The sequence below is a fragment of the Lactiplantibacillus modestisalitolerans genome, from assembly GCF_005405425.1.
GTDB lineage: Bacteria > Bacillota > Bacilli > Lactobacillales > Lactobacillaceae > Lactiplantibacillus > Lactiplantibacillus modestisalitolerans.
In genome coordinates, this window is sequence record NZ_BJEA01000003.1 from 192,043 (window position 1) to 211,060 (window position 19,018).

The following is a 19,018-nucleotide window of genomic DNA, read 5'->3' on the forward strand; positions in this document are numbered from 1 at the left end:
TTTCATTGGTATGCGGGACCATTAGTTTTGTAGTACAATGTAATTTATTATCTTTTAGATAAGTATGCTCAATATATTAAAAGTCGATCAAACGTCCAGCCCTGAGCAGCTGACAAGTACGATTGGTACAAGGAAAGTTGAGGTTTTATGGAAAATCAGCAGTTGGCCCGTAAATTGAAGCGTCGCCACGTGCAGATGATTGCACTTGGTGGTGCAATCGGAACGGGACTATTTTTAGGATCGGGAGCCGCCATTCAACAGGCGGGACCGTCCATTTTATTAGCGTACGCGGTGGGGGGCTTCTTTTGCTACCTCATGATGCGTGCGTTGGGGGAACTCCTCCTTTCAAACACAAAATTACATTCCTTTTTGGAATTTATTAATTTATATTTAGGTAAAAAATTTGAATTTGCCATTGGTTGGACTTACTGGTTGTGTTGGATCAGTTTGGCCATGGCTGATTTAACGGCCAGTGGGATTTATATTCGTTACTGGTTCCCGTGGATTCCACAGTGGGTCACCCCGTTAATTATTATTTTAATTCTCCTCATTTTTAATTTGTTATCAGTGAGTGCGTTTGGTGAATTAGAATACTGGTTCTCGATGATTAAGGTCGTTGCCATTATTGCACTGATTGTGACGGGCGCGATTTTAATTGGCTCGTCAGCCCACGTTGGCGGTCAGGCGGTGACGGTAACGAACCTAGTCAGCCACGGTGGCTTTTTCCCTAAGGGGCTGAGCGGGTTCTTAACGTCGTTTTCACTCGTTATTTTTGCCTTTACTGGGATTGAAATGGTTGGAATCACCGCTGGTGAAGCGGAGAATCCTCAGAAAGAATTACCACGGGCCATTAATAGCTTGCCGATTCGAATCTCATTCTTCTATGTCGGGGCGCTATTCGTCATTATGGCAATTTACCCCTGGGATCAAATTACGACGAGTCAATCCCCGTTTGTGCAGGTCTTTAGCGATATCGGGGTTAAAGCGGCCGCCTCAATTATTAACTTTGTCGTGCTGACCGCTGCTTTATCGGCATGTAATAGTGCCATTTTCAGTACGAGTCGCACCCTGTTCACGCTGGCCCACGGCAAAAATGCGCCCAAGTGGATGGGGACCGTTAACCGGTATAACGTACCGGCCCGGGCATTGGCCTTCTCATCGCTCATTTTATTAGTAATCGTTGTTTTAAACTACGTGATTCCAAGTACTGTTTTCACGCTGATTTCCAACGTAGCGACCACGAACTTCATCATTGTCTGGTGTTCATTGCTAGTTTGCCATTACGTTTATAAGCGAACGGCGGCTAGTCGGGATAACCCGTTTAAGTTACCCTTATTCCCAGTCTCAAACATTGCAACCTTGGTCTTCTTCGTTGCGGTTACGGTCATCTTGTGCTTTGACACCGTCAACCGGTGGGCCGTGATTGGTTCGGTTGTTTGGTTCGTTGCGTTACTAGCCATTGAAACGGTGATGCGCCGACGGATGTCGACAAATTAGATGAATTAAAAAATAGGTGCCGCAAAGTTGCGGGCACCTATTTTTTAGGCTCAAATTAAACGTGGTTGGCGGTTTTAAGCTGCTTTTCAAGCGCCTGGGTCGATTTAAGCAGGATCGTTTGATCACTGATAGCAATCACTTGGTGATGCGCTAGAAGGGCTGTTGTTAGGGCTTGATAAACGCTGTCAGCGACGACCCACCAAGTTGTTGAATCGTCGTTACGGGCGTTCAGTAAGTCGTAGCCGTTGCTTTGATCAACGTAGACCTGAAAACCAATGCCCAGCCGCGCCTGTAATCGTTTTGCGTAACGTTGATACAGGGCCTGGTTTGCGGTGGCGTTCGTCGTAGGACCGATAATTCGATTGGCTAGTTGCAGGTTTGGTACTAACCGAATTTGCATGGATGGGCACCTCCTTGGATTAATTGTAAGTCAGCTGAGTAGCCTTGTAAATATTAGCCAGGGGGCGGTTAAAGCAACTGACCCAGAATCGTTGCGGTGATGCCAACGAGGACCGCGTAGCCGAGTGCCGGGAGGGCCGTTTTTCGGAGGATGGCGCCTTCTTGTCCATTTAACCCGACGACCGAACTGACGGCGACGATGTTATGGACACAAATCATGTTGCCAGCGGCCGCCCCGATTAACTGGGCGGCTAACACTAAGTTTTCGTTGAGCTGCCCGGTTAACGAAATGTCTGCTTGAATTTGGGCAAAGGTTAGAGTGGAGACGGTCGTGCTTCCCGTAACAAACGCCCCGAGTTGGCCTAAAAATGGGGCCATGAATAGCCAAACGGGCGCTAAGCCGCTGGCAATGAAAGTAGCAATGTACATGGGCATACTGGGTAACTGAGCCTGGTTAGTACCCGAGTTCGTGAAGACTTGGACCATGATTAAGGTCACAATGAGTGCGATAGCGGTTGCGCCCATGGAACGACTAACTTTAAGCACGACCGGTCCCAGCGGCTTGAGTGAGCGGGCCTGCACGAGTAAGCCGACGATGGCGGCCAGCAGTAACATGGTGCCGGGAGAATATAAAATTTCCCAGTCTGAATTAATGGCTTGTAGTCCTAAAATATGGTTCCAAGATAAGTCTAGTGATTGAGTCAGCAGGTGTTTCAGTGGCCGAACAGTTCGACTGAGTAATAGGAGCGCGACTACGAGAAGGTAGGGTAACCAAGCTTTAAAAAGCGATAACGGCGCGATAGTTGGCGCGCTTGTTGCGGGTACGGACTGGGGATGCGCGACCTGCCAGTTGGCATTGGGTGGCATTAGCCAGTGTTGACGGATGCTCACAATCGCCACGATGAGGGTTCCTAAGGGGGCGATAATGGAAACAAATTCGTACCCGATTAGCCAGGCACTGAGGAGGGCCAGCCCGCTATAAGTGAACCCAATCAGAACCGCCCACGGCAGAGTTGCCAGCCACTGCTGAAATCGGCGGTGCTTAGGGCCAAACCATAGGACCAGCAAGGCAATCAGCGTCGCCGGCATCAGCATTCCGACCAGTAAGTCGAGCTGCGTAACGCGTAACCCAATTAAATTGAGCGTTGCGACCTTCGCGGTAACGTTGCTTAGACCCACGGTTAAGGGGGTTCCCACGGCGCCAAACGCAGCGGGAGTTGAGTCGGCCACGAGGGCTAAAATAACGGCGGCCATTGCCGGAAAACCCAACGCAATGAGTAACGGAGCGGTGACCATTGCGGGTGTTCCAAAGCCAGACACGCCTTCAATCAAGCCGCCAAAGAGGAAGGCGACAAGTACCGTTTGGAGGCGCATGTCGGTTGAGAGCGCCTGAAAGCCCTGATTGATTCGTTGAATTGCCCCCGTTGCGCGTAAACAGTTGAGCAGCAGTAAGGCGCCAAAGAGAATCCATAAAATTGGGAGCGCCTTGTGGAGGGCTTGTAAAATCGAGGCACTAATTATCAGTGGCGACAGGTGCCAAAACCAGTAACCGGTTAAAATGACGACGATTGCGCTTAAACTCATGCCTTTCGTAGCGGAAAGGTTTAAACCACCTAATAGTAATAACGGTAATAAAATTGCGGCGGATGCGACTAAGATCATGGGTCCCCAACTCCCTTTCTAAATAGCCTATTTGGTTGAACGTTGACTAGCGAGTGTCATGAGTGTAATGACCAGTGATAAGCCGACTAGTGGCCAAGCTAACCCCATTTGATAGGTCGTTGCGTGGGCCATAGACGTTGGACTAAAGAAGCGTAGTAACTGCAAATGCTGAAGCTTGCTAACGGTGGTCAGTAGGCCAAAGAAGCATAGTTGACAAAGTAAGCCGCCGTACATGGAAAAACGGTACTTATGAATGATGGCGAGGTCCGGATCATCCTTTTCGGCGGCGTAAACGCTATCGTTAATTGCTGGGTTTTCGAAGCCGATGTAACAGGCAATCAAGAAGAGCCCCAGGCCGTACAGTATTGGCTGGATGGTCAGAATTAGCACGTGACCAACAAGGAGAACGATTTGCGCTAACCGGGTGGCCTGATCATCATGGTGATGGGCTAAGCGTTGTAGTAAGGGGCGTCCGCCTTCGAACCCTAATAAGTAGAGGGCAAAGACCAAGTACATTCCCTTATTGCCATACACAAAGTAAGCCAAAAAGCTGTTAACAAGGAGGATGAGACTAAGCAAAAAGCCACGGTTAACTAAGCGCAGTTTATTTAGCGTAATGGCGTGCCAGTCCGCCATGATTTCTAAGGTTAACAGGCCAATCGCAACAACGATGATGCCCAAAACGTACGGCAGGGCAATGTCAATGCTGACTTTCCGGAGGAGCGTTAATAACCCTAGGGCGGTAAAGAACAGAATGAAAACCAGGATGCGCCAAGCTTTAACTGGTTGGCGCTTGGCCGGTTGATGTTCGGCATAGAAGGCCAGTGCGAATTGATCGAGTAATTTGCCTGCCGGAAGCGCCGTGATGAAGAGAACGGCCAGAATAATGAACGTTAAGCGGTATTGTAGATCAAGCCAGAAGTCAATCCCGAACAGCAAGCCGAGTCCAAGAAAAATCAACCAATAGAATTGCTTTAATTTGAAATCCGTACTATTTGAAAGGTGTAGTTTGATGGTTAGGTAGTACGGCCAAATGTTGGCTGAAGTGTAGCCTAAACAAATGGCGGCGATGATAACGACCGGGAGCACGCTAGTGAAGCTAAAGAGTAGGCTCCCCAAAACGCCAAGCCAAAGGCAGAGCAACAGGTAGCGGCTGGCTCTTAAATTCAGGTGTTTTGTCCAGAACACGCTGGCTGCGCGTGCTACGTAAAAGACGACGATAGCCACTAGGTAGTTGGTTTGCTGCGTTTGTTGGTACTTAAAAAGTAATAGGACGTAGGGTAAGACGACGCCCACGTTTGCAAGAAAATTAAGGGTCGCAACTGAAAAGTCGAGACTTGAATCATGTAATTTGTTCAACGTATTCACACACCATTTCGTTAATTTGCTAACGTTAAGTATAGCAACTTACGGATGGAAATGCTGGCAAAGTGAAGCGGTGAGTGGCGAGGTTTAAATTGGTTGACGGCGAAGTAGCTTGCAATTTTGAACATATGTTCGTATAATGAAATTACGCTTTTAATTTTGAAAAAGTCATTAGAACCGCCGGCCTAAAGTGGAGGCGGAATGGGGAAGTTTGAACGGATGTGCGTATTTCACCAATATTAATTGTAAAGTGTTACTTTAACTTAAGTTCATCCAAAAATCACTCCCAGCAACCAGCTTATTCCGATAGCTGCAAACATTCATCATAATTAGACCTCATTATCATCAGATTTCCGCACTTAAATCTGATGATTTTTACTTTTTAGTCACATTTCAATCATTTTTACCGGCTAAACTCGATTTAACAATTAAGTTCACGACGAACCGACGAATGGAGTAATGCCAATATGATCTACGCACAAATTTTAGCTGGTGGTAAGGGAACCCGAATGGGAAACGTTCCGATGCCTAAGCAATTCTTAACTTTAGCTGGAAAGCCAATCTTAATTCATACCGTTGAGAAGTTCGTTCTTGAAAGTCGCTTTGATGCTATTTTGGTTGTTTGCCCGGCCGATTGGTTGAGCCACACGCAAGAAATTATTCGTAAATATATTTCGGATCAACGGGTTCACGTTGTCACTGGTGGTAACGAACGAAATGAAACACTGATGAAAGGAATTAATTACTTGCAGCAACATTACCCGCGTCACGATGACGACGTTATTATCACGCATGACGCCGTCCGGCCATTCATTACCCAACGAATTATCAATGATAATATCGAAGCAGCTTTAGTACATCCGGCGGTTGACACCGTGGTAGCAGCGATTGATACGATTGTTCAGGGTACCGATGACCAAGCCAGTGCAATTCCCGTTCGGGCCAATATGTATCAGGGACAGACTCCCCAAAGCTTCAACATTAAAGCACTCGTTACGGCCTATCAAAAATTAACGGCGTCCCAAAAGGCCAGTTTATCCGATTCATGTAAAATTTGTTTATTAGCTGGTCAACCCGTCACGCTGGTTCGGGGCGAAAGCTTCAACTTCAAAATCACGACGCCCTATGATTTACGGGTTGCTTCGGCCCTAGTAGAAAAGAGGGACTAGCCATGCTAAATCAAGTTTATCGACTGGTTGCTGCCCGTCAGTTTGAGGTGCAAACCGTTGCGGAAACGGTGACGGCCAATGACGTTGTTGTCCGACCGCGTTACTTGTCCGTTTGTCACGCGGATACCCGCTATTTTACCGGCCAACGTGCCCAGGCCGTGTTACGAAAAAAGTTACCAATGGCGCTGATTCACGAGGGCGTTGCGGAGGTCGTCTTTGATCCGCAAGGGCAGCTCAAGCCTGGAACGCTGGTGACCATGATTCCAAATACGCCGGTAGCCCATGATCCAATTATTAAGGAAAACTATTTACCGACCTCTAAGTTTCGGTCTAGCGGTTACGACGGCTTTATGCAGGAATTTATTTGCCTTCACCGCGACCGGATATTGCCAGTGCCACGGGAAATCAACGTTGAAGTTGCCGCTTTTATCGAAATGGTTTCCGTTGGGGTTCACGGGTTAACACAGTTACAACGTACTATGGACGCTGACCAAGAAGTGATGGGTATTTGGGGCGATGGTAATCTAGGGTACATCACTGCTACCCTTGTTAAACAACTATTCCCTGATAGTCGGTTAATTGTGTTTGGCCGGCATCAGTCTAAATTAAACTACTTTTCTTTTGCAGACCAAACGTACGTTGTTGACCACTTACCAGAGAAATTAAAAGTTAGCCAGGCAATTGAATGTACCGGTGGTCGCGGTAGTGAGCAAGCAATTGATCAAATCATTCATCATATTAAACCAATGGGAACGATTATTTTGATGGGGGTTTCTGAAGAGCCTGTGGATATTGATACGCGAACCGCGTTGGCCGAAGGACTGACGTTTCGCGGTGTCAGCCGAAGTGGTCGCGAAGACTTTGAACGGGCCCTTCAAATTTTAAAAGCTAGTCCGGTTACGCGGGAACGCCTCCAAAATTTAGTTGGGTTAAAACGCCAAGTACGATCGGTAAAAGACATGCGAACTTTTTTTGAAGCCGCACTAACCAATTATTGGGGTAAGGCGGTGATGGAATGGGACGTCTAAAAACGATTAAGTTGTTAATTTTAAAGGTTAGTTTTAACTTGATTTATCAGTGCTTTTATTACTTGAGCGGCCCACGTAAACAGCAAATCACTTTTGCGACAATGCGGAGTACGCAGTTAAACGATAATTTAAAGGCGTTATACGCAGAGTATCAGTTGGCCGGGCACTCAAACTTAGTTACTTTTTGCTACCATTATGATCGAAGCTTCAAGAGTAAAGTTGGCTTTTTGTGGGCCTCGTTACGAGCATTACGCTACATGGCAACGTCGAGACTGTTTATTATTGATGATTATTTCTTTCCACTTTATGCCATTAACAAGCATGACCAGAATCAAGTCGTTCAGCTGTGGCATGCCATTGGCGCTCTTAAAAAGTTTGGCTTGAGTTTACCCAATGCAAATCGGAGTATTTTGAAACCCCATACGAATTACGATTGGGTGTTTGTCAACACTGAAAATGATCGGCCGTTTTACGTGGATGCTTTTGACGTCACTACTGACCAAGTCATTGCATCTGGGGAACCAATGTTAGATGAAATGGTAAAAGAGACCACACAATCGCAGACATCGGAGCGGCCAATCTTACTGTATGCACCAACTTATCGACCAGCGGTTCATGGCGAGGAGCAAGTTTTGGCCCTGGTTCAAGCGTTTATTGAGGCTAGCCCACAACTTCAGCAATCCTGGGAAATTTATATTTCAGTACATCCGTACGTTAACTTACCAAGCTTTAAGCTTCCGCGGCATGTACACGTTTTTCAGGATCCTGACCGGATTAAGGCCTTATTACCGCAAAGCAAACTGTTGATTACGGACTATTCTTCACTGTCACTAAACTTTAGTTATTTTGAACGGCCAATTTTGTTGTTTACTCCCGACTATCAAGCGTATCAACGAAATTGTGGCTTCTACGTCGATTATTATTCGTATTTGGGGGCACCGCATTTTTCTGAACTAGCTAGCTTAATGACCTTTATTAATCACGATTTAACCAACTTAAACTTAGATTACGTCAAAAGACTTAAAGCTAAAACGTTCCCGCGTCTTGACGGCCGGAACACGCAACGGGTTTATCAATTTTTGACGCACTTAGACTAACCATTAACGGGGGACTTAATTTTAGATGCGACGAAGATTAAAACGAATTATTAAACGAGTGCTATTTGGCGCTCAAACTGAAGTTCATCCACAAAATGCAGATGAGCTCAGTGCGGTTGAAGCTGCTGAGCAGTATCAGCCGCGCTTAGACAAGGAAGCGGAGTCCTTGATCAAACGGCAGGTTACCAAGCTTGCGTTTAATCGTTCTTATTTAGTTATTGAGGGACAAGCCTACTTTGAAAATTATCCTGAAGCGGACGGTGAGCGGATTATTAAGAGTTTGGTATTAACTAGTGCCGAACAAGCAGAAATTGAAATTCCGCTTGTTAATCAGCAAGTCGCCAACGCAAAGTTTCCGCAAGCTGGATACCGGGGCGAAATTAATTTTTCGACAATCAGTGGTGGTAAACCACTGATTCCGGGTAGTTACGATGTTCAGCTCCAGTTAAAGCAATATTTAAAGCACGGTTGGTTTATTCGCCGGACCAGTATTGGTCAAATTAAAGATAACCATCAAGATCTTAACTACACGACTAAAATGACGAGTTACGCTGCTAAGAGTAATAAGTCGTACAGTTTGATTTTTCGTTACGGCCTAGCTGCACAGACGCTAAACGTAACGTCTTATAAGCTCAGTGACGTTAATCCGTTAGAAAATGAATTTACGGACGTGAGTGGGCTAGAAACGCCGACAATGCGTGGATTGAAGCGGCGGGCGTTGAAATGGTGGTATCGGTGGTACTGCCTGCGACCAATCAGGCAAAAGCAAGTTGCCTTTGTATCGGATAGTCGGGCTAGTATCTCAGGTAATTTTGAGTTTATTTATCAGGAGTTCCAGCGGCGACAAACTGATTTTCAAATTTCATTCTACCTAAAGCCTAGTATTAAGGCTAAAAAGACTTGGAAGGAAGTTCGAACCCTTGCTAAGGCGTTTGCAACGAGTCGCTACATTATCGTTGACGACTTTTATCCCCTAATTTACCCACTCCGTATCCGGGCAAACGCTGACCTTATCCAGGTCTGGCACGCGGTCGGTGCCTTTAAGACCTTTGGTTATAGCCGGCTGGGTATGCCGGGCGGTCCTAAAGTAACCTCCTTAAATCACCGTAATTATACGAAGGCCTTGGTTTCATCACATAACATCGCAGATAAGTACGCCGAAGGGTTTGGAATCAGTAAGGATAAAATCGCGCCCTTAGGAATTCCGCGAACCGATATTTTCTTCGATGAGCCTAAAAAGCAACGGATTCGTAGCCGGTTAGAACACGATTTACCCTTTATTAAAGGTAAGCGGGTTATTTTGTTTGCACCAACTTTTAGGGGGAACGGCCAGCAGTCGGCGTACTATCCATTTGAGATGCTAAACTTTAAGGAAATTTACGAGGCGCTACACGACGATTACGTCTTCCTGCTTAAGATTCATCCGTTTGTACAAAACAAGCCAACGCTACCATACGAATACGCTGATTTTTACTATGACGTTTCGGATTACCGTGAAATTAACGACTTATTGTTAGTTGCCGATCAGTTAATTACGGACTATTCGTCAGTCTGTTTTGAATACGCGTTATTGAAACGACCAATGATTTTCTTTGCGCCGGATTTAGCAGATTATATGCAGTCCCGAAGCTTCTACTTCAACTATTTTGACTTCATTCCGGGAAGTTTAGCGGAAAACACGACCGATTTGATTAGTCAATTGAAACACCCATCCGTTGACCAGGCTAAATTGGCGGGGTTCATTAACTTTTTCTTTGATGACTTAGACGGTCAAGCGTCGAAACGCTTTGTGGATGCGCTTGAACGGGGCTTTACAGATTCGGAAACGCCACTTCAACGTAACACTGACGGTTTGGAATTAAGTGAGGACGGCAAGGTGATTCCTCAGTGGGGAAAGCCGCGCCGCCACGATGCTTAAGTAACTAGTGGTGCGATTTTTAGACCAAACAAAACAAGGGACTGTGACGGCTGTCATAGTCCCTTGTCTTGCCCAAAAATGATAGAAGCGTAGTCTGACCGCCGTTTTTTTCGCTTATGCTCGTTGTAGCCACTTGGTTAACAGGTAGCCGAGAAAGACCATCCCACCGGCAACGAGTGCGGTTGCCGCCAGACTGATCAAGGTTGTGATAAGACCGCCAATGAAGGTGCCAAGGGCGATTCCCACGCTAAAACCAGCGATGTTTAGAGCTGCGGCTAAGTTGATGGCCCGGGGTTCACTTTGTTGAGCGAGTTGTAAAACGTAACTTTGAAGAATTGGAACGTTCATGAAACCAAGCATTCCGAGCACAACGATGTTTGGCACTGCGAGTAACAGGCGTGGTGCGGTCCAATAAAAAACGATTAACGCAACGGCCTGCAGTAAAAAGATGCCACTGAGTAACCGGAGCGGTGCATGCGGTGATAAGCGCCCGCCAAGCCAATTGCCCAATGCAATCGCAAGCCCGTAAATAACCAAAATTAGGCTGATCCAGTGGGCAGAAACGTGGGTGATTTGTTGTAAGATTGGGGACAAGTAGGTAAAGGCGACGAAGGTCCCCCCGTATCCTAAGATGGTCACTAGTAGAATGAGCCCAATCCGACGATTAGTGAGTAGGCGCCACTGTTCACGCCAAGTTGGTAAAGTGCTCGGTAGTTGGTCATGCGGTAGCGTGCGCCAGTTGAGCAGAAAGGCGCCAATTCCTAAGAGGGCAATGATTAGGAAGGGGAGTCGCCAGCCAAAGTAGTCACTGACGACCGTTCCTAGTGGCGCGCCAAAAGCCGTTGCGACCGTAAAGCCACCAAAAATAAATGCAATGGCCCAGGCCTGACGGGTGGGTGGAACGAGTTCAGCGGCCACCGTCGAGCTGAGCGCGAACAGAATCCCGTGAGCCATGGCGGCCAAGAAACGCCCAATTAGTAGCCAAGCAAAGGTTGGTGCAGCACTGATTAATAAGTGTCCGCCAATAAAAGCAACTAGTGCGCCTAAAATGACTCGGCGCCGAGCTTGCCGGAGTGTCAAAATAGCTAATAATGGGCCACCGACCGCGACTCCCAATGCGTACAAGGACGTAATCATGCCCGCCGTGGCGGTATTAATGTGAAAATCAGTGGCAACTGCGGGTAAGACCCCCACACTAATAAATTCCGTTACCCCGACGCTAAAAAAGGTTAGTGTCATCGCTAGTAATGCCCAGCGAGACTTTAAAGTTAATGCGTGCAATTTGATTGCCTCCTCGTTTATAATAAAGATTATGTGTGATTAACATGAATTTGATTATAACGGCATGACTAACAATTAGTAAGTACGCACTTGTAAGTGCGCTAGTTACTTTTAGGTACCTTTTGGTTATCCGCGGGATTGAAAGGGGATGAAGTTGTGCAAAAAGTTTATCAGTTGGCGGTGGAAGCGACCCTCGATGTGATTGGTGGTAAGTGGAAACCAATTATTTTGTGTCACCTAGGCCAGGGAACGTTACGTAACGGTGAATTACGGCGGAAAATCCCAGCAGTGTCCCAACGCGTTTTAACACAGCAGTTACGGGAGTTAGAAGTGGACGGTATTATTCAACGGCGGGTTTATCCGGAAGTTCCCCCACGCGTCGAATACGGACTAACACCGACTGGCCGGAGTTTACGGCCAATCTTACTGGCAATGTCAACTTGGGGTGAACAACGCGTCAAACGCGCCCAGGCAGCGGGTGAATCGATTGAAATTCGGGATCATAATCAAAGTGGTTTTAATTAGGATGGAGTGCTGGAAAAAAGATGCAAACGGAAACGAGAAAATTAACGGTCAATGATGCTCAACTACTACGTCAGATTAGCATTGAAACGTTTCAAGATACGTTTGGGGCGCAGAACACGGCCGCTAACATGCAGGCTTACTTAAGTGAGGCGTACGATTTGGGTAAGTTAACGGCAGAGCTTGCTAACCCGGAATCGTGGTTTTACTTTGTGTTCGTTGCTGGTCACGATGAACCGGCTGGCTATTTGAAATTAAACGTGGGTGCGGCTCAAAGTGAAGCAATGGGTCCCCACGCGCTAGAAGTCGAACGAATCTACATTCGATCGGCCTACAAACACCGGGGCCTTGGCAGTGCGTTTATCCAGCAGGCGTTGAAGTTTGCCGATGATGCGCACAAGAAAAAGATTTGGTTAGGTGTTTGGGAACACAACGAACCGGCTAAAGCGTTCTACCATAAATGGGGGTTCGAGCCGTTCAGTGCGCATTCGTTTGTGATGGGCGACGATCCTCAGACGGATATTTTGATGCAACGTTCAATTTAATTGGATTCTAAAAAGAGGACTGAGCAAGACACTTCAGCGGGTGCCTTACTCAGTCCTCTCTTAATTTGCTTAGCGAAACGTATGCCAGCCGTACCATAGTAGGCTAGCAAAGTAGCACAGAAACTGGCCCCCAAAAAAGAGCGTCCAGAGCCGCCACAGCCAGATTAACCAACTTAGATTGAAAAACAAACTGGCAAGAATGAGCCAATTCGTTCCAAATAGCCAGACAAAAACGATGGTTCTAGGCAATAAGATCCAGCCAAAGGGGGGCGTTAAGAGCATTCTATTTTTAACATTCCAAGTAACTAGCAGTAAGACGGGAATGACTAAGCTTTCACCCACTGCAATCCCCGGGGAGCGGTGCGGATCTGCTAAAAAGATATCCGGCCCCAGACCATAATGAACAGGTAATGCGGGTACCAGGTGTTGCTGGTTAAAATAAACAAGCAGTGGCTGTAAAATCAAAAGACCGACTAAAAAATAAGTCCCTTTTCTCATCAAACGTCGTCCCATCTCTTTAGAATATCATCATCTTAGCAAGCGCTTGCTTCAATTTACAATCGCAAGTTGGTTAAGTTTACGTAAATTTACTGTAAACAGATTCAATAAGTTCACTATGTTTTCACGTGTGAATCGCATCGGATTAAATTGAAGGTGCGTATAATGGGGGTCTGAATTAGATAATTAATATTCATTGGGGGAGCGCGTTGATGAGGATTTTAATAACCATTGCTATTACGATTTCTAGTTTATTTTATCTTTACTTCTTATTGACGGTCATCTTAGTTAATCATTATCGTCAGCCGGTTAAAACGTACGTGAAACGCGAACGGCCTTACCAGTTGTTCATTGTTATTCCGGTTTTAAATGAGGAACTCATCATTGGTCGAACGATTGAGCGACTGTCGGCGGAGCTGGCAAAATTACCGAAGTCAATTCATGCTCAAATTATTGCGGTTGATGATGATTCTAAGGATCAAAGCTTGCGTAAGTTGGCCGAGTCACAATCACCGTATTTACAAATTTTACACCGCGCCGGCAATCGGCGGTTAGGTAAGGGGGCCGTCTTAAATACGGCCGTTGATTATGTTAAAACGACGCTTGCGGCTAATACGGATCCTAAGACGTCGATTATTGGGGTGCTCGACGCCGATGCGTTTATGACCGCTCACGATTTAACTCAGGTGGTGGCGCACTTTGAAGCTGAACCCAAAATGGCGATGCTTCAAACCGGGGTACTGATTAATAACCAACAAAATTGGCTGACTAAGATGCAAAATTTTGAGTTTATGGGGATTAATAACGCGACTCAGCAGCTGCGTAATCAACTTGGTGCGGGGATTGCTTCCGGGAACGGGCAATTTGTCCGACTACAATTAGCGCAGCAGAATCCTTGGGGCAATAGTTTACTCGAAGACTTGGAATTTACGCTGAGAACTTGGTTACTCGGTGGCCGAACCGTTTTTGATCATCACCTAGTCGTTGAGCAGGAAGCCGTAACGCAATTGCACCCGTTTTTCCGCCAACGGGTGCGCTGGTGCCAGGGAGCGGTTCAGTGTATGCACTATTTACCAGCGTTGTGGCGTTCAAAACAGTTGAATTACTTTCAAAAAATTGATACGAGTTTTTGGATTTTAATGCCGATTACGGGCTGCATTATTCCCATTACCAGTGTTATTACCCTGATTATTCTTGTGAGTCGTAGTCTAACGAATTGGCATGTCGGCTGGCATCACCTGGCAATTATTACGATCGTCGCCATTACGTTGCTGGTCTGCCTCTTGTTGGCAAATATTTTACAACGCAACTATGCTAGCATTCAGCGAAAAGTTCCGCTTTTAAGCGCGTTTTGGCAAGGCCTGAGTTTTCAAGCGTACTTATTGATTGTGGGAATGACGCCGTACGTCGCAATTTATCGTCAGCTACATGGCAGGACGGATTGGACTAAAACGCACCATGGTACTGGTGGAACACCAGTTGCGGTCCGGTCGCGGTTAAAGCGTTCTTTTTAATGGGGTGAAGTTAATGGTTAAGCAAGCAGTTGTAAAGTTAGGACAGGCACTAGCCCTAATTATCGCCGGAATAATTACGGTTTGGTTATTAGTGGCCAGCTGGCAAGTTAAACCGCAAGTGGGGATTGGATCGCTGGCCCTGAGTGGGGGCGTTGTCATCCTATTGGGATTGTTGATTGGCGGGGGCAGTTACTGGTTAAGTCGGCGCCAAACCAGCTGGCTAGTTGCCAGTTTTATCGGGTTGACGTTATTAAAGTTTCCGCTAGTCGCTTGGCTTAAAATTGCCCCGGTCGGTGATTTTAAAGTTTATCACGCGCTCGCGGTATTTAATGCGCACGGTCTGACCTGGCACCAGATGCTCACGCACGGGCTAATTGGTGCCAGCATCGCTTCGCCAACGACTCTGAACGTGGCTAACTTATTCAGTTTTAGCACCGCGCTCGGGGGCACTAATTTTTTTATTAGCCAGTTAATCAATATTAGTTGTACCTTGTTAGACATGCTATTGCTGTACTGGTTGGTTTCACGGTGGCTCTCGCGGCGACTGGGGATCATGGCTAGCTTAATTTTTTATTGTATTCCATCGTACTGGCTTTATAGCACACTGTTAAACGGAGCCGAACCGCTTTTAATTACCTGTTTACTCGTGATGATGTTGGCGTTAACGCGCGCTTTGAAGCCGTTACCGACGGCTTCGCCCAACGACCATTGGTTTAATTTAATCATCGCGGGAGGCGCAACCCTGGTAGCAAACATGATTCAACCCATTATGATCAGCTGGTTAGTGATTTTAGCGCTGTTCACCGTGATTGTTATTTTGGATTTAGGCAGAAGCTACCATTTTCAGTATCGGCACGTGGGTTTATACGTTGTCACCACTGCAGTCGTTTTAATTGCGACAACCGGACTATCAAGCTGGTTATACGGATTTCAAGTGACACCGCCGACCGCCAACGTTTCGTATGATGTTACCAGTGGGGCTCAAACTTCCGCAAATCAACGATCGCAAACGGCATTGGTACAAGCGGATCCGGCAATCGCGGCGTTGTTGGCAACTAGTCCAACGGGTCAGCTAGGCCCAGTAATTAGTCACCGCATGCAATCCTTAGCACGCGAAGACTATGGTTTTCATTGGTCACTAGTCAATTTAAGGTCGGTGCAACAACGCCGAACTTGGAAACGAACGCAGCCTTTTTGGGCTGGGTTAGCGCATATCTATTGGCAGCTAATGCTGATTGCGACACTGATTAGTGTCGTTATTGGTGGGTGGCTATGGTGGCGACCATCCGCTTTAAATCATTACTTTCTGTATGCAACCTTACTATTGGATGGACTGACCTTGACCGCTTTATTAATAGGGGCTCAGGGGCGTAGTCGAGCCATTCTGTATTTACCAATTATTTTTATGATCACTTGCGGTACTGCTGGGATAACCCAGTTGTGGTCTCGCCAGCGCCGCGTTTAAATTAAGTTTAAAAAAGTAAGGCCCGTTCAGCGCTATTAAGTTGGCTGTTGAACGGACCTTTTTTATTAAGTGACGGTTCTAAATACCAGTTGAATACAGCAGGGGGGTAGTTGACATAACTAGGGGGGAGTTGGCGTAATGGGTTAATGCAACGCTAGTGCTGCGAGCGGCCCAGTTTCCAACTGCACAAATAGTTGCCGAGTTTCGGCTGCAGACAGTAAGGCTCGTTGATAGCAACGTTGACGCCAACCGGTTTGGGGGATTTGATGGTCAACGTACCAAGCCCAAACATCCTTTGCCAAAAATTCACGGTAGCCATGGTAACCAAATTGGCCGTGAGTTTCTTTGGCAATTAAGGCGTGTAAAATCAAGTGCTCAACTTCATCAACGTAAACGAGTGCTTTCCGTTGTTGATAGCGGTATGGATATTGAAAGTAATAAATGGTCGCTGGATCAGACATATTATGGAATTGGTTTTCTGCAACGTGGTGCGTGCACAAACCGTCGCGAGTGCGCGTGTAGTTTCCACGTTGAAGCCGCCGAACTTGACCTTTAAGAAATTGTTCGTAGGACGCCTGGTTAAAGTAGTCGTCTTTAACTGGTCCGGATTGCTGCCGTAGTTGCTGAATGGCGTCATCGTATGGCATTTTTAGTAGTGCTAAGTAATGTTGGAATCGCTGTTGGTGTGAATTGAACTGCATTTGAAAGCCTCGCTATTATTAGTGTGCGTTTATTGGGTACGTTAACAGCTTCAGTATGAAGCTTGTAGCAACCATGCGGCTAATTGGATTGATCAATGATTGTAATTGTGCAACCCAAAAAGCCGGTTTAATCACGATTAATTTTCATTATAGCATAGCTGAATTGTGCGTAATCAGTTAGACTAGGATTAAGATTGGGTTTGGTTTTAGCTTTTGACTGTTAGTGGCACCAATTTTGTTAGCTAAAACGGCTACAGTTTAATGAATGATGAATATGTACTAATTTAAGCCAACTAGGTTTAATCATAAATCTAGTTGGCTTAAATTAGCCATGGAGATATTAGCATACGGCCAGTTCGTGTTCGGCTGATTAAAGCTGCGGGATTCTAAGTTATAAATATTTTAGAGATAATTACGATCATTGTTTTTACCGTGAGATCTGTGCATGCTATGGATTTAAGTTGCAAGTCCAGGATAAACCAACGTCCGTTTTAAGGCTGAACTGATTATTAGGAGTAAAAATCGTGGCTAACCGAGAGGGGTGTTTTTTTGATATTCTAGTTTACATAATATATATTATACCAAGTAGACCTAGAAGAGAAAATCCTCCCCCACGACCTAAATTTGCTCCCCCGGGTCCTTTTTTGCGGATTGTTTCAAAACTAAGCTTCAAAATATTTCTGATTAGCAGTTGTACTGATACTAAAAATTTGATGGTTGGTTCGACCATTAGCTATCAGTTAAATTTTTAATCCCAGTTTTTTAAAACCAATCAATTACTAGCTTAACTTAAAAAATATTTGAATGCTGAATTTTGCTTGCTATTTCATTTTAAAATTTTTATTGACTTAAGCTCATATCAAATCAACTTCTACCAACTTGAGCTTTGAGTGCTTTTAATGCAGACTTGTTCAGTTTAATATCGAACTGATGCTTAGAATGCGTCTCTCAGCACCGCACTTTTAGGTTGTATTCGCTAAATAATTGTGTTTTAGTTATAGTAACAATTCTCTTTCAGAAAGGATGCTGATTAGTATGGCGACTAAGTTTCCCTATGAAAAAAGCTTCGTTGCACAGCTCCGGGCCGATGGTAAGCAAGCCCCTACGATTTTACAATATCAATTGACCCTAGCAGACTTTTTTAATTATGAGCAGCATTTCAATGAAACGTTTGCAGCCAGCCAGTTGTTAGCCGACTTAACTGAAAACGACGTCCGGACCTACTTAGAAATGCTACAAACGCAACGTCAGTTTAAACCATCAACGTTAAACAAAAGCCTTTCTAATCTAAACGGTTACTTTAGTTACTTGTTTGAGCACCGGATTATCACGACGCTGCCAACGTTTAAAATTAAGGGCCAACCGCGGGCTAATGATTTAGATGTTCAAAATTGGCCCCAGACCTTGCCAACGATACTGACTAATCATGATTTGCACGTTTATACTCGTTTGTTTTTGCTCTTAACGTGTAAAGCGTATACGGCCACTGAAATGTTGGCCCCTGGATTTTATCAAGAATTAGTGACCATCCCGTTTTCAGCTACTGAACAAGCTTTTTTGCAAGAATTACAACATTTTATTGAGCCACGTCAAGCGTCAACCGGTAGTCCCGATATTTTCTTGAAATCACGTCAACGAGGAACCGATCCGCACCTGACCTTAGCGGCACTCCATAAGTACCTGACCGGTGATAGTCAACGGTTAGGAATGCCATTGAAACCAATCGCGTTACGGCAAAGTTTTATGCTCTGGTACTTGGATCAACATCGAACGGATTCGATTGATTTGACGATGAAGCGGCTTCGCTTAGATTTAAGCAGTCTGGATTATTATCAAAATTTGCTGCGTCGTCAGGATTTACGTGCGGCTAAACAGGGTCGCGATTAAAGGCTTTATTTAATGACATTATTACAGTTATTTAACGGAACGTTACAAAGTCGCCACAGACATTACGCTTGATTTGCCGCTTAGTTAAGAAGTCGTAAAAGGCCTGTACAATTATTCTAAAGCTCGTTAAACTATTAGCATATTGATAGTTACTAAAGTATTCGAAAGGATGATTCCCAGATGACCTTTTACCGCTGGCTGGAACCGTTTATTGGTCAACACGGCCCGTATGCGCCAGCCGCGCGTTACGCGCACTCCGATTTTGATTTTCTTCGCACTAGTGATGTCCGTGAATTATCCGATTACATTACTTATTTAAATACGCGCGATTCTGTTAAGCAATCATTTTATCAAGCGCTCGATGCCTATCGAGCTTCATAAGCTACCTTAAAAGGCTCTGTGTCAACCGGTGTTGATTTGTACTTTTATGAGGTTCCAATTCACTTACGAATTGGGGCCTTTTTTTCAAC

17 protein-coding genes are annotated in these 19,018 nt (G+C 45.6%); 11 read left to right on the forward strand and 6 right to left on the reverse strand.

From position 1 onward, the window contains the following. The first annotated feature begins 147 nt into the window (after nt 1-147). The gene (locus tag FFM79_RS02635) at nt 148-1,497 is read left to right on the forward strand and encodes an amino acid permease (RefSeq protein ID WP_137641914.1); all 1,350 of its coding nucleotides are present in this window, start codon (nt 148-150) and stop codon (nt 1,495-1,497) included. Nucleotides 1,498-1,552: 55 nt separating this feature from the next. Here the strand turns inward: FFM79_RS02635 and FFM79_RS02640 are convergent, their stop codons facing one another. From FFM79_RS02640 to FFM79_RS02650, 3 genes are all read right to left on the reverse strand, one after another. After that, nucleotides 1,553-1,897, reverse strand: a complete 345-nt coding sequence (locus FFM79_RS02640; protein WP_137641915.1) for a hypothetical protein — start codon at nt 1,895-1,897, stop codon at nt 1,553-1,555. Nucleotides 1,898-1,965: 68 nt separating this feature from the next. Further along, complete coding sequence (locus tag FFM79_RS02645; protein ID WP_137641916.1) at nt 1,966-3,558, reverse strand: L-lactate permease; 1,593 nt, start codon at nt 3,556-3,558, stop codon at nt 1,966-1,968. Between the two features lie 27 nt (nt 3,559-3,585). Then, nucleotides 3,586-4,917 carry a hypothetical protein gene (locus FFM79_RS02650; RefSeq protein WP_137641917.1) on the reverse strand — a complete coding sequence of 444 codons (1,332 nt, stop codon included), beginning with the start codon at nt 4,915-4,917 and terminating at the stop codon, nt 3,586-3,588. A gap of 473 nt (nt 4,918-5,390) precedes the next feature. On the opposite strand from FFM79_RS02650, the gene FFM79_RS02655 reads away from it, so the two are divergent. The 4 genes from FFM79_RS02655 to FFM79_RS02670 are packed head-to-tail and all read left to right on the forward strand — an operon-like array spanning nt 5,391 to nt 10,135. Then, entirely contained in the window at nt 5,391-6,092 is a 702-nt protein-coding gene (locus FFM79_RS02655) for an IspD/TarI family cytidylyltransferase (protein ID WP_137641918.1), read from the forward strand. A gap of 2 nt (nt 6,093-6,094) precedes the next feature. Next, nucleotides 6,095-7,120, forward strand: coding sequence for a ribitol-5-phosphate dehydrogenase (locus FFM79_RS02660; RefSeq protein ID WP_137641919.1), 1,026 nt, complete (start codon nt 6,095-6,097; stop codon nt 7,118-7,120). Continuing rightward, nucleotides 7,108-8,217 (forward strand): CDP-glycerol glycerophosphotransferase family protein, encoded by a 1,110-nt coding sequence (locus FFM79_RS02665; protein WP_137641920.1) that lies wholly within the window; start codon nt 7,108-7,110, stop codon nt 8,215-8,217. The genes FFM79_RS02660 and FFM79_RS02665 overlap by 13 nt, the downstream gene beginning before the upstream one ends. A gap of 25 nt (nt 8,218-8,242) precedes the next feature. Then, the gene (locus tag FFM79_RS02670) at nt 8,243-10,135 is read left to right on the forward strand and encodes a CDP-glycerol glycerophosphotransferase family protein (protein ID WP_137641921.1); all 1,893 of its coding nucleotides are present in this window, start codon (nt 8,243-8,245) and stop codon (nt 10,133-10,135) included. A gap of 114 nt (nt 10,136-10,249) precedes the next feature. Here FFM79_RS02670 and FFM79_RS02675 read toward each other — a convergent pair whose 3' ends face one another. Then, on the reverse strand, nt 10,250-11,416 hold the full coding sequence (locus FFM79_RS02675) for an MFS transporter (RefSeq protein ID WP_225424358.1): 1,167 nt from the start codon (nt 11,414-11,416) through the stop codon (nt 10,250-10,252). A gap of 156 nt (nt 11,417-11,572) precedes the next feature. Between FFM79_RS02675 and FFM79_RS02680 the strand changes: the two genes are divergently transcribed. Further along, nucleotides 11,573-11,941 carry a winged helix-turn-helix transcriptional regulator gene (locus tag FFM79_RS02680; protein WP_137641922.1) on the forward strand — a complete coding sequence of 123 codons (369 nt, stop codon included), beginning with the start codon at nt 11,573-11,575 and terminating at the stop codon, nt 11,939-11,941. Between the two features lie 20 nt (nt 11,942-11,961). Further along, a complete protein-coding gene (locus FFM79_RS02685; RefSeq protein WP_137641923.1) occupies nt 11,962-12,483 on the forward strand; it encodes a GNAT family N-acetyltransferase in 522 nt (173 codons plus the stop codon). A 69-nt stretch (nt 12,484-12,552) separates the two neighbouring features. Here FFM79_RS02685 and FFM79_RS02690 read toward each other — a convergent pair whose 3' ends face one another. Then, nucleotides 12,553-12,981, reverse strand: a complete 429-nt coding sequence (locus tag FFM79_RS02690; RefSeq protein ID WP_137641924.1) for a hypothetical protein — start codon at nt 12,979-12,981, stop codon at nt 12,553-12,555. 212 nt (nt 12,982-13,193) lie between these two features. On the opposite strand from FFM79_RS02690, the gene FFM79_RS02695 reads away from it, so the two are divergent. After that, nucleotides 13,194-14,495 carry a glycosyltransferase family 2 protein gene (locus FFM79_RS02695; RefSeq protein ID WP_137641925.1) on the forward strand — a complete coding sequence of 434 codons (1,302 nt, stop codon included), beginning with the start codon at nt 13,194-13,196 and terminating at the stop codon, nt 14,493-14,495. Between the two features lie 13 nt (nt 14,496-14,508). Continuing rightward, nucleotides 14,509-15,960, forward strand: a complete 1,452-nt coding sequence (locus FFM79_RS02700) for a hypothetical protein (protein WP_137641926.1) — start codon at nt 14,509-14,511, stop codon at nt 15,958-15,960. 143 nt (nt 15,961-16,103) lie between these two features. On the opposite strand, the gene FFM79_RS02705 is transcribed toward FFM79_RS02700, so the two are convergent. Further along, nucleotides 16,104-16,661, reverse strand: coding sequence for an SAV1803-related protein (locus FFM79_RS02705; protein WP_137641927.1), 558 nt, complete (start codon nt 16,659-16,661; stop codon nt 16,104-16,106). Between the two features lie 1,035 nt (nt 16,662-17,696). Between FFM79_RS02705 and FFM79_RS02710 the strand changes: the two genes are divergently transcribed. Beyond that, complete coding sequence (locus FFM79_RS02710) at nt 17,697-18,548, forward strand: phage integrase N-terminal SAM-like domain-containing protein (protein ID WP_137641928.1); 852 nt, start codon at nt 17,697-17,699, stop codon at nt 18,546-18,548. A gap of 180 nt (nt 18,549-18,728) precedes the next feature. Further along, nucleotides 18,729-18,929 carry a YozE family protein gene (locus FFM79_RS02715; protein ID WP_137641929.1) on the forward strand — a complete coding sequence of 67 codons (201 nt, stop codon included), beginning with the start codon at nt 18,729-18,731 and terminating at the stop codon, nt 18,927-18,929. Nucleotides 18,930-19,018 lie beyond the last annotated feature (89 nt).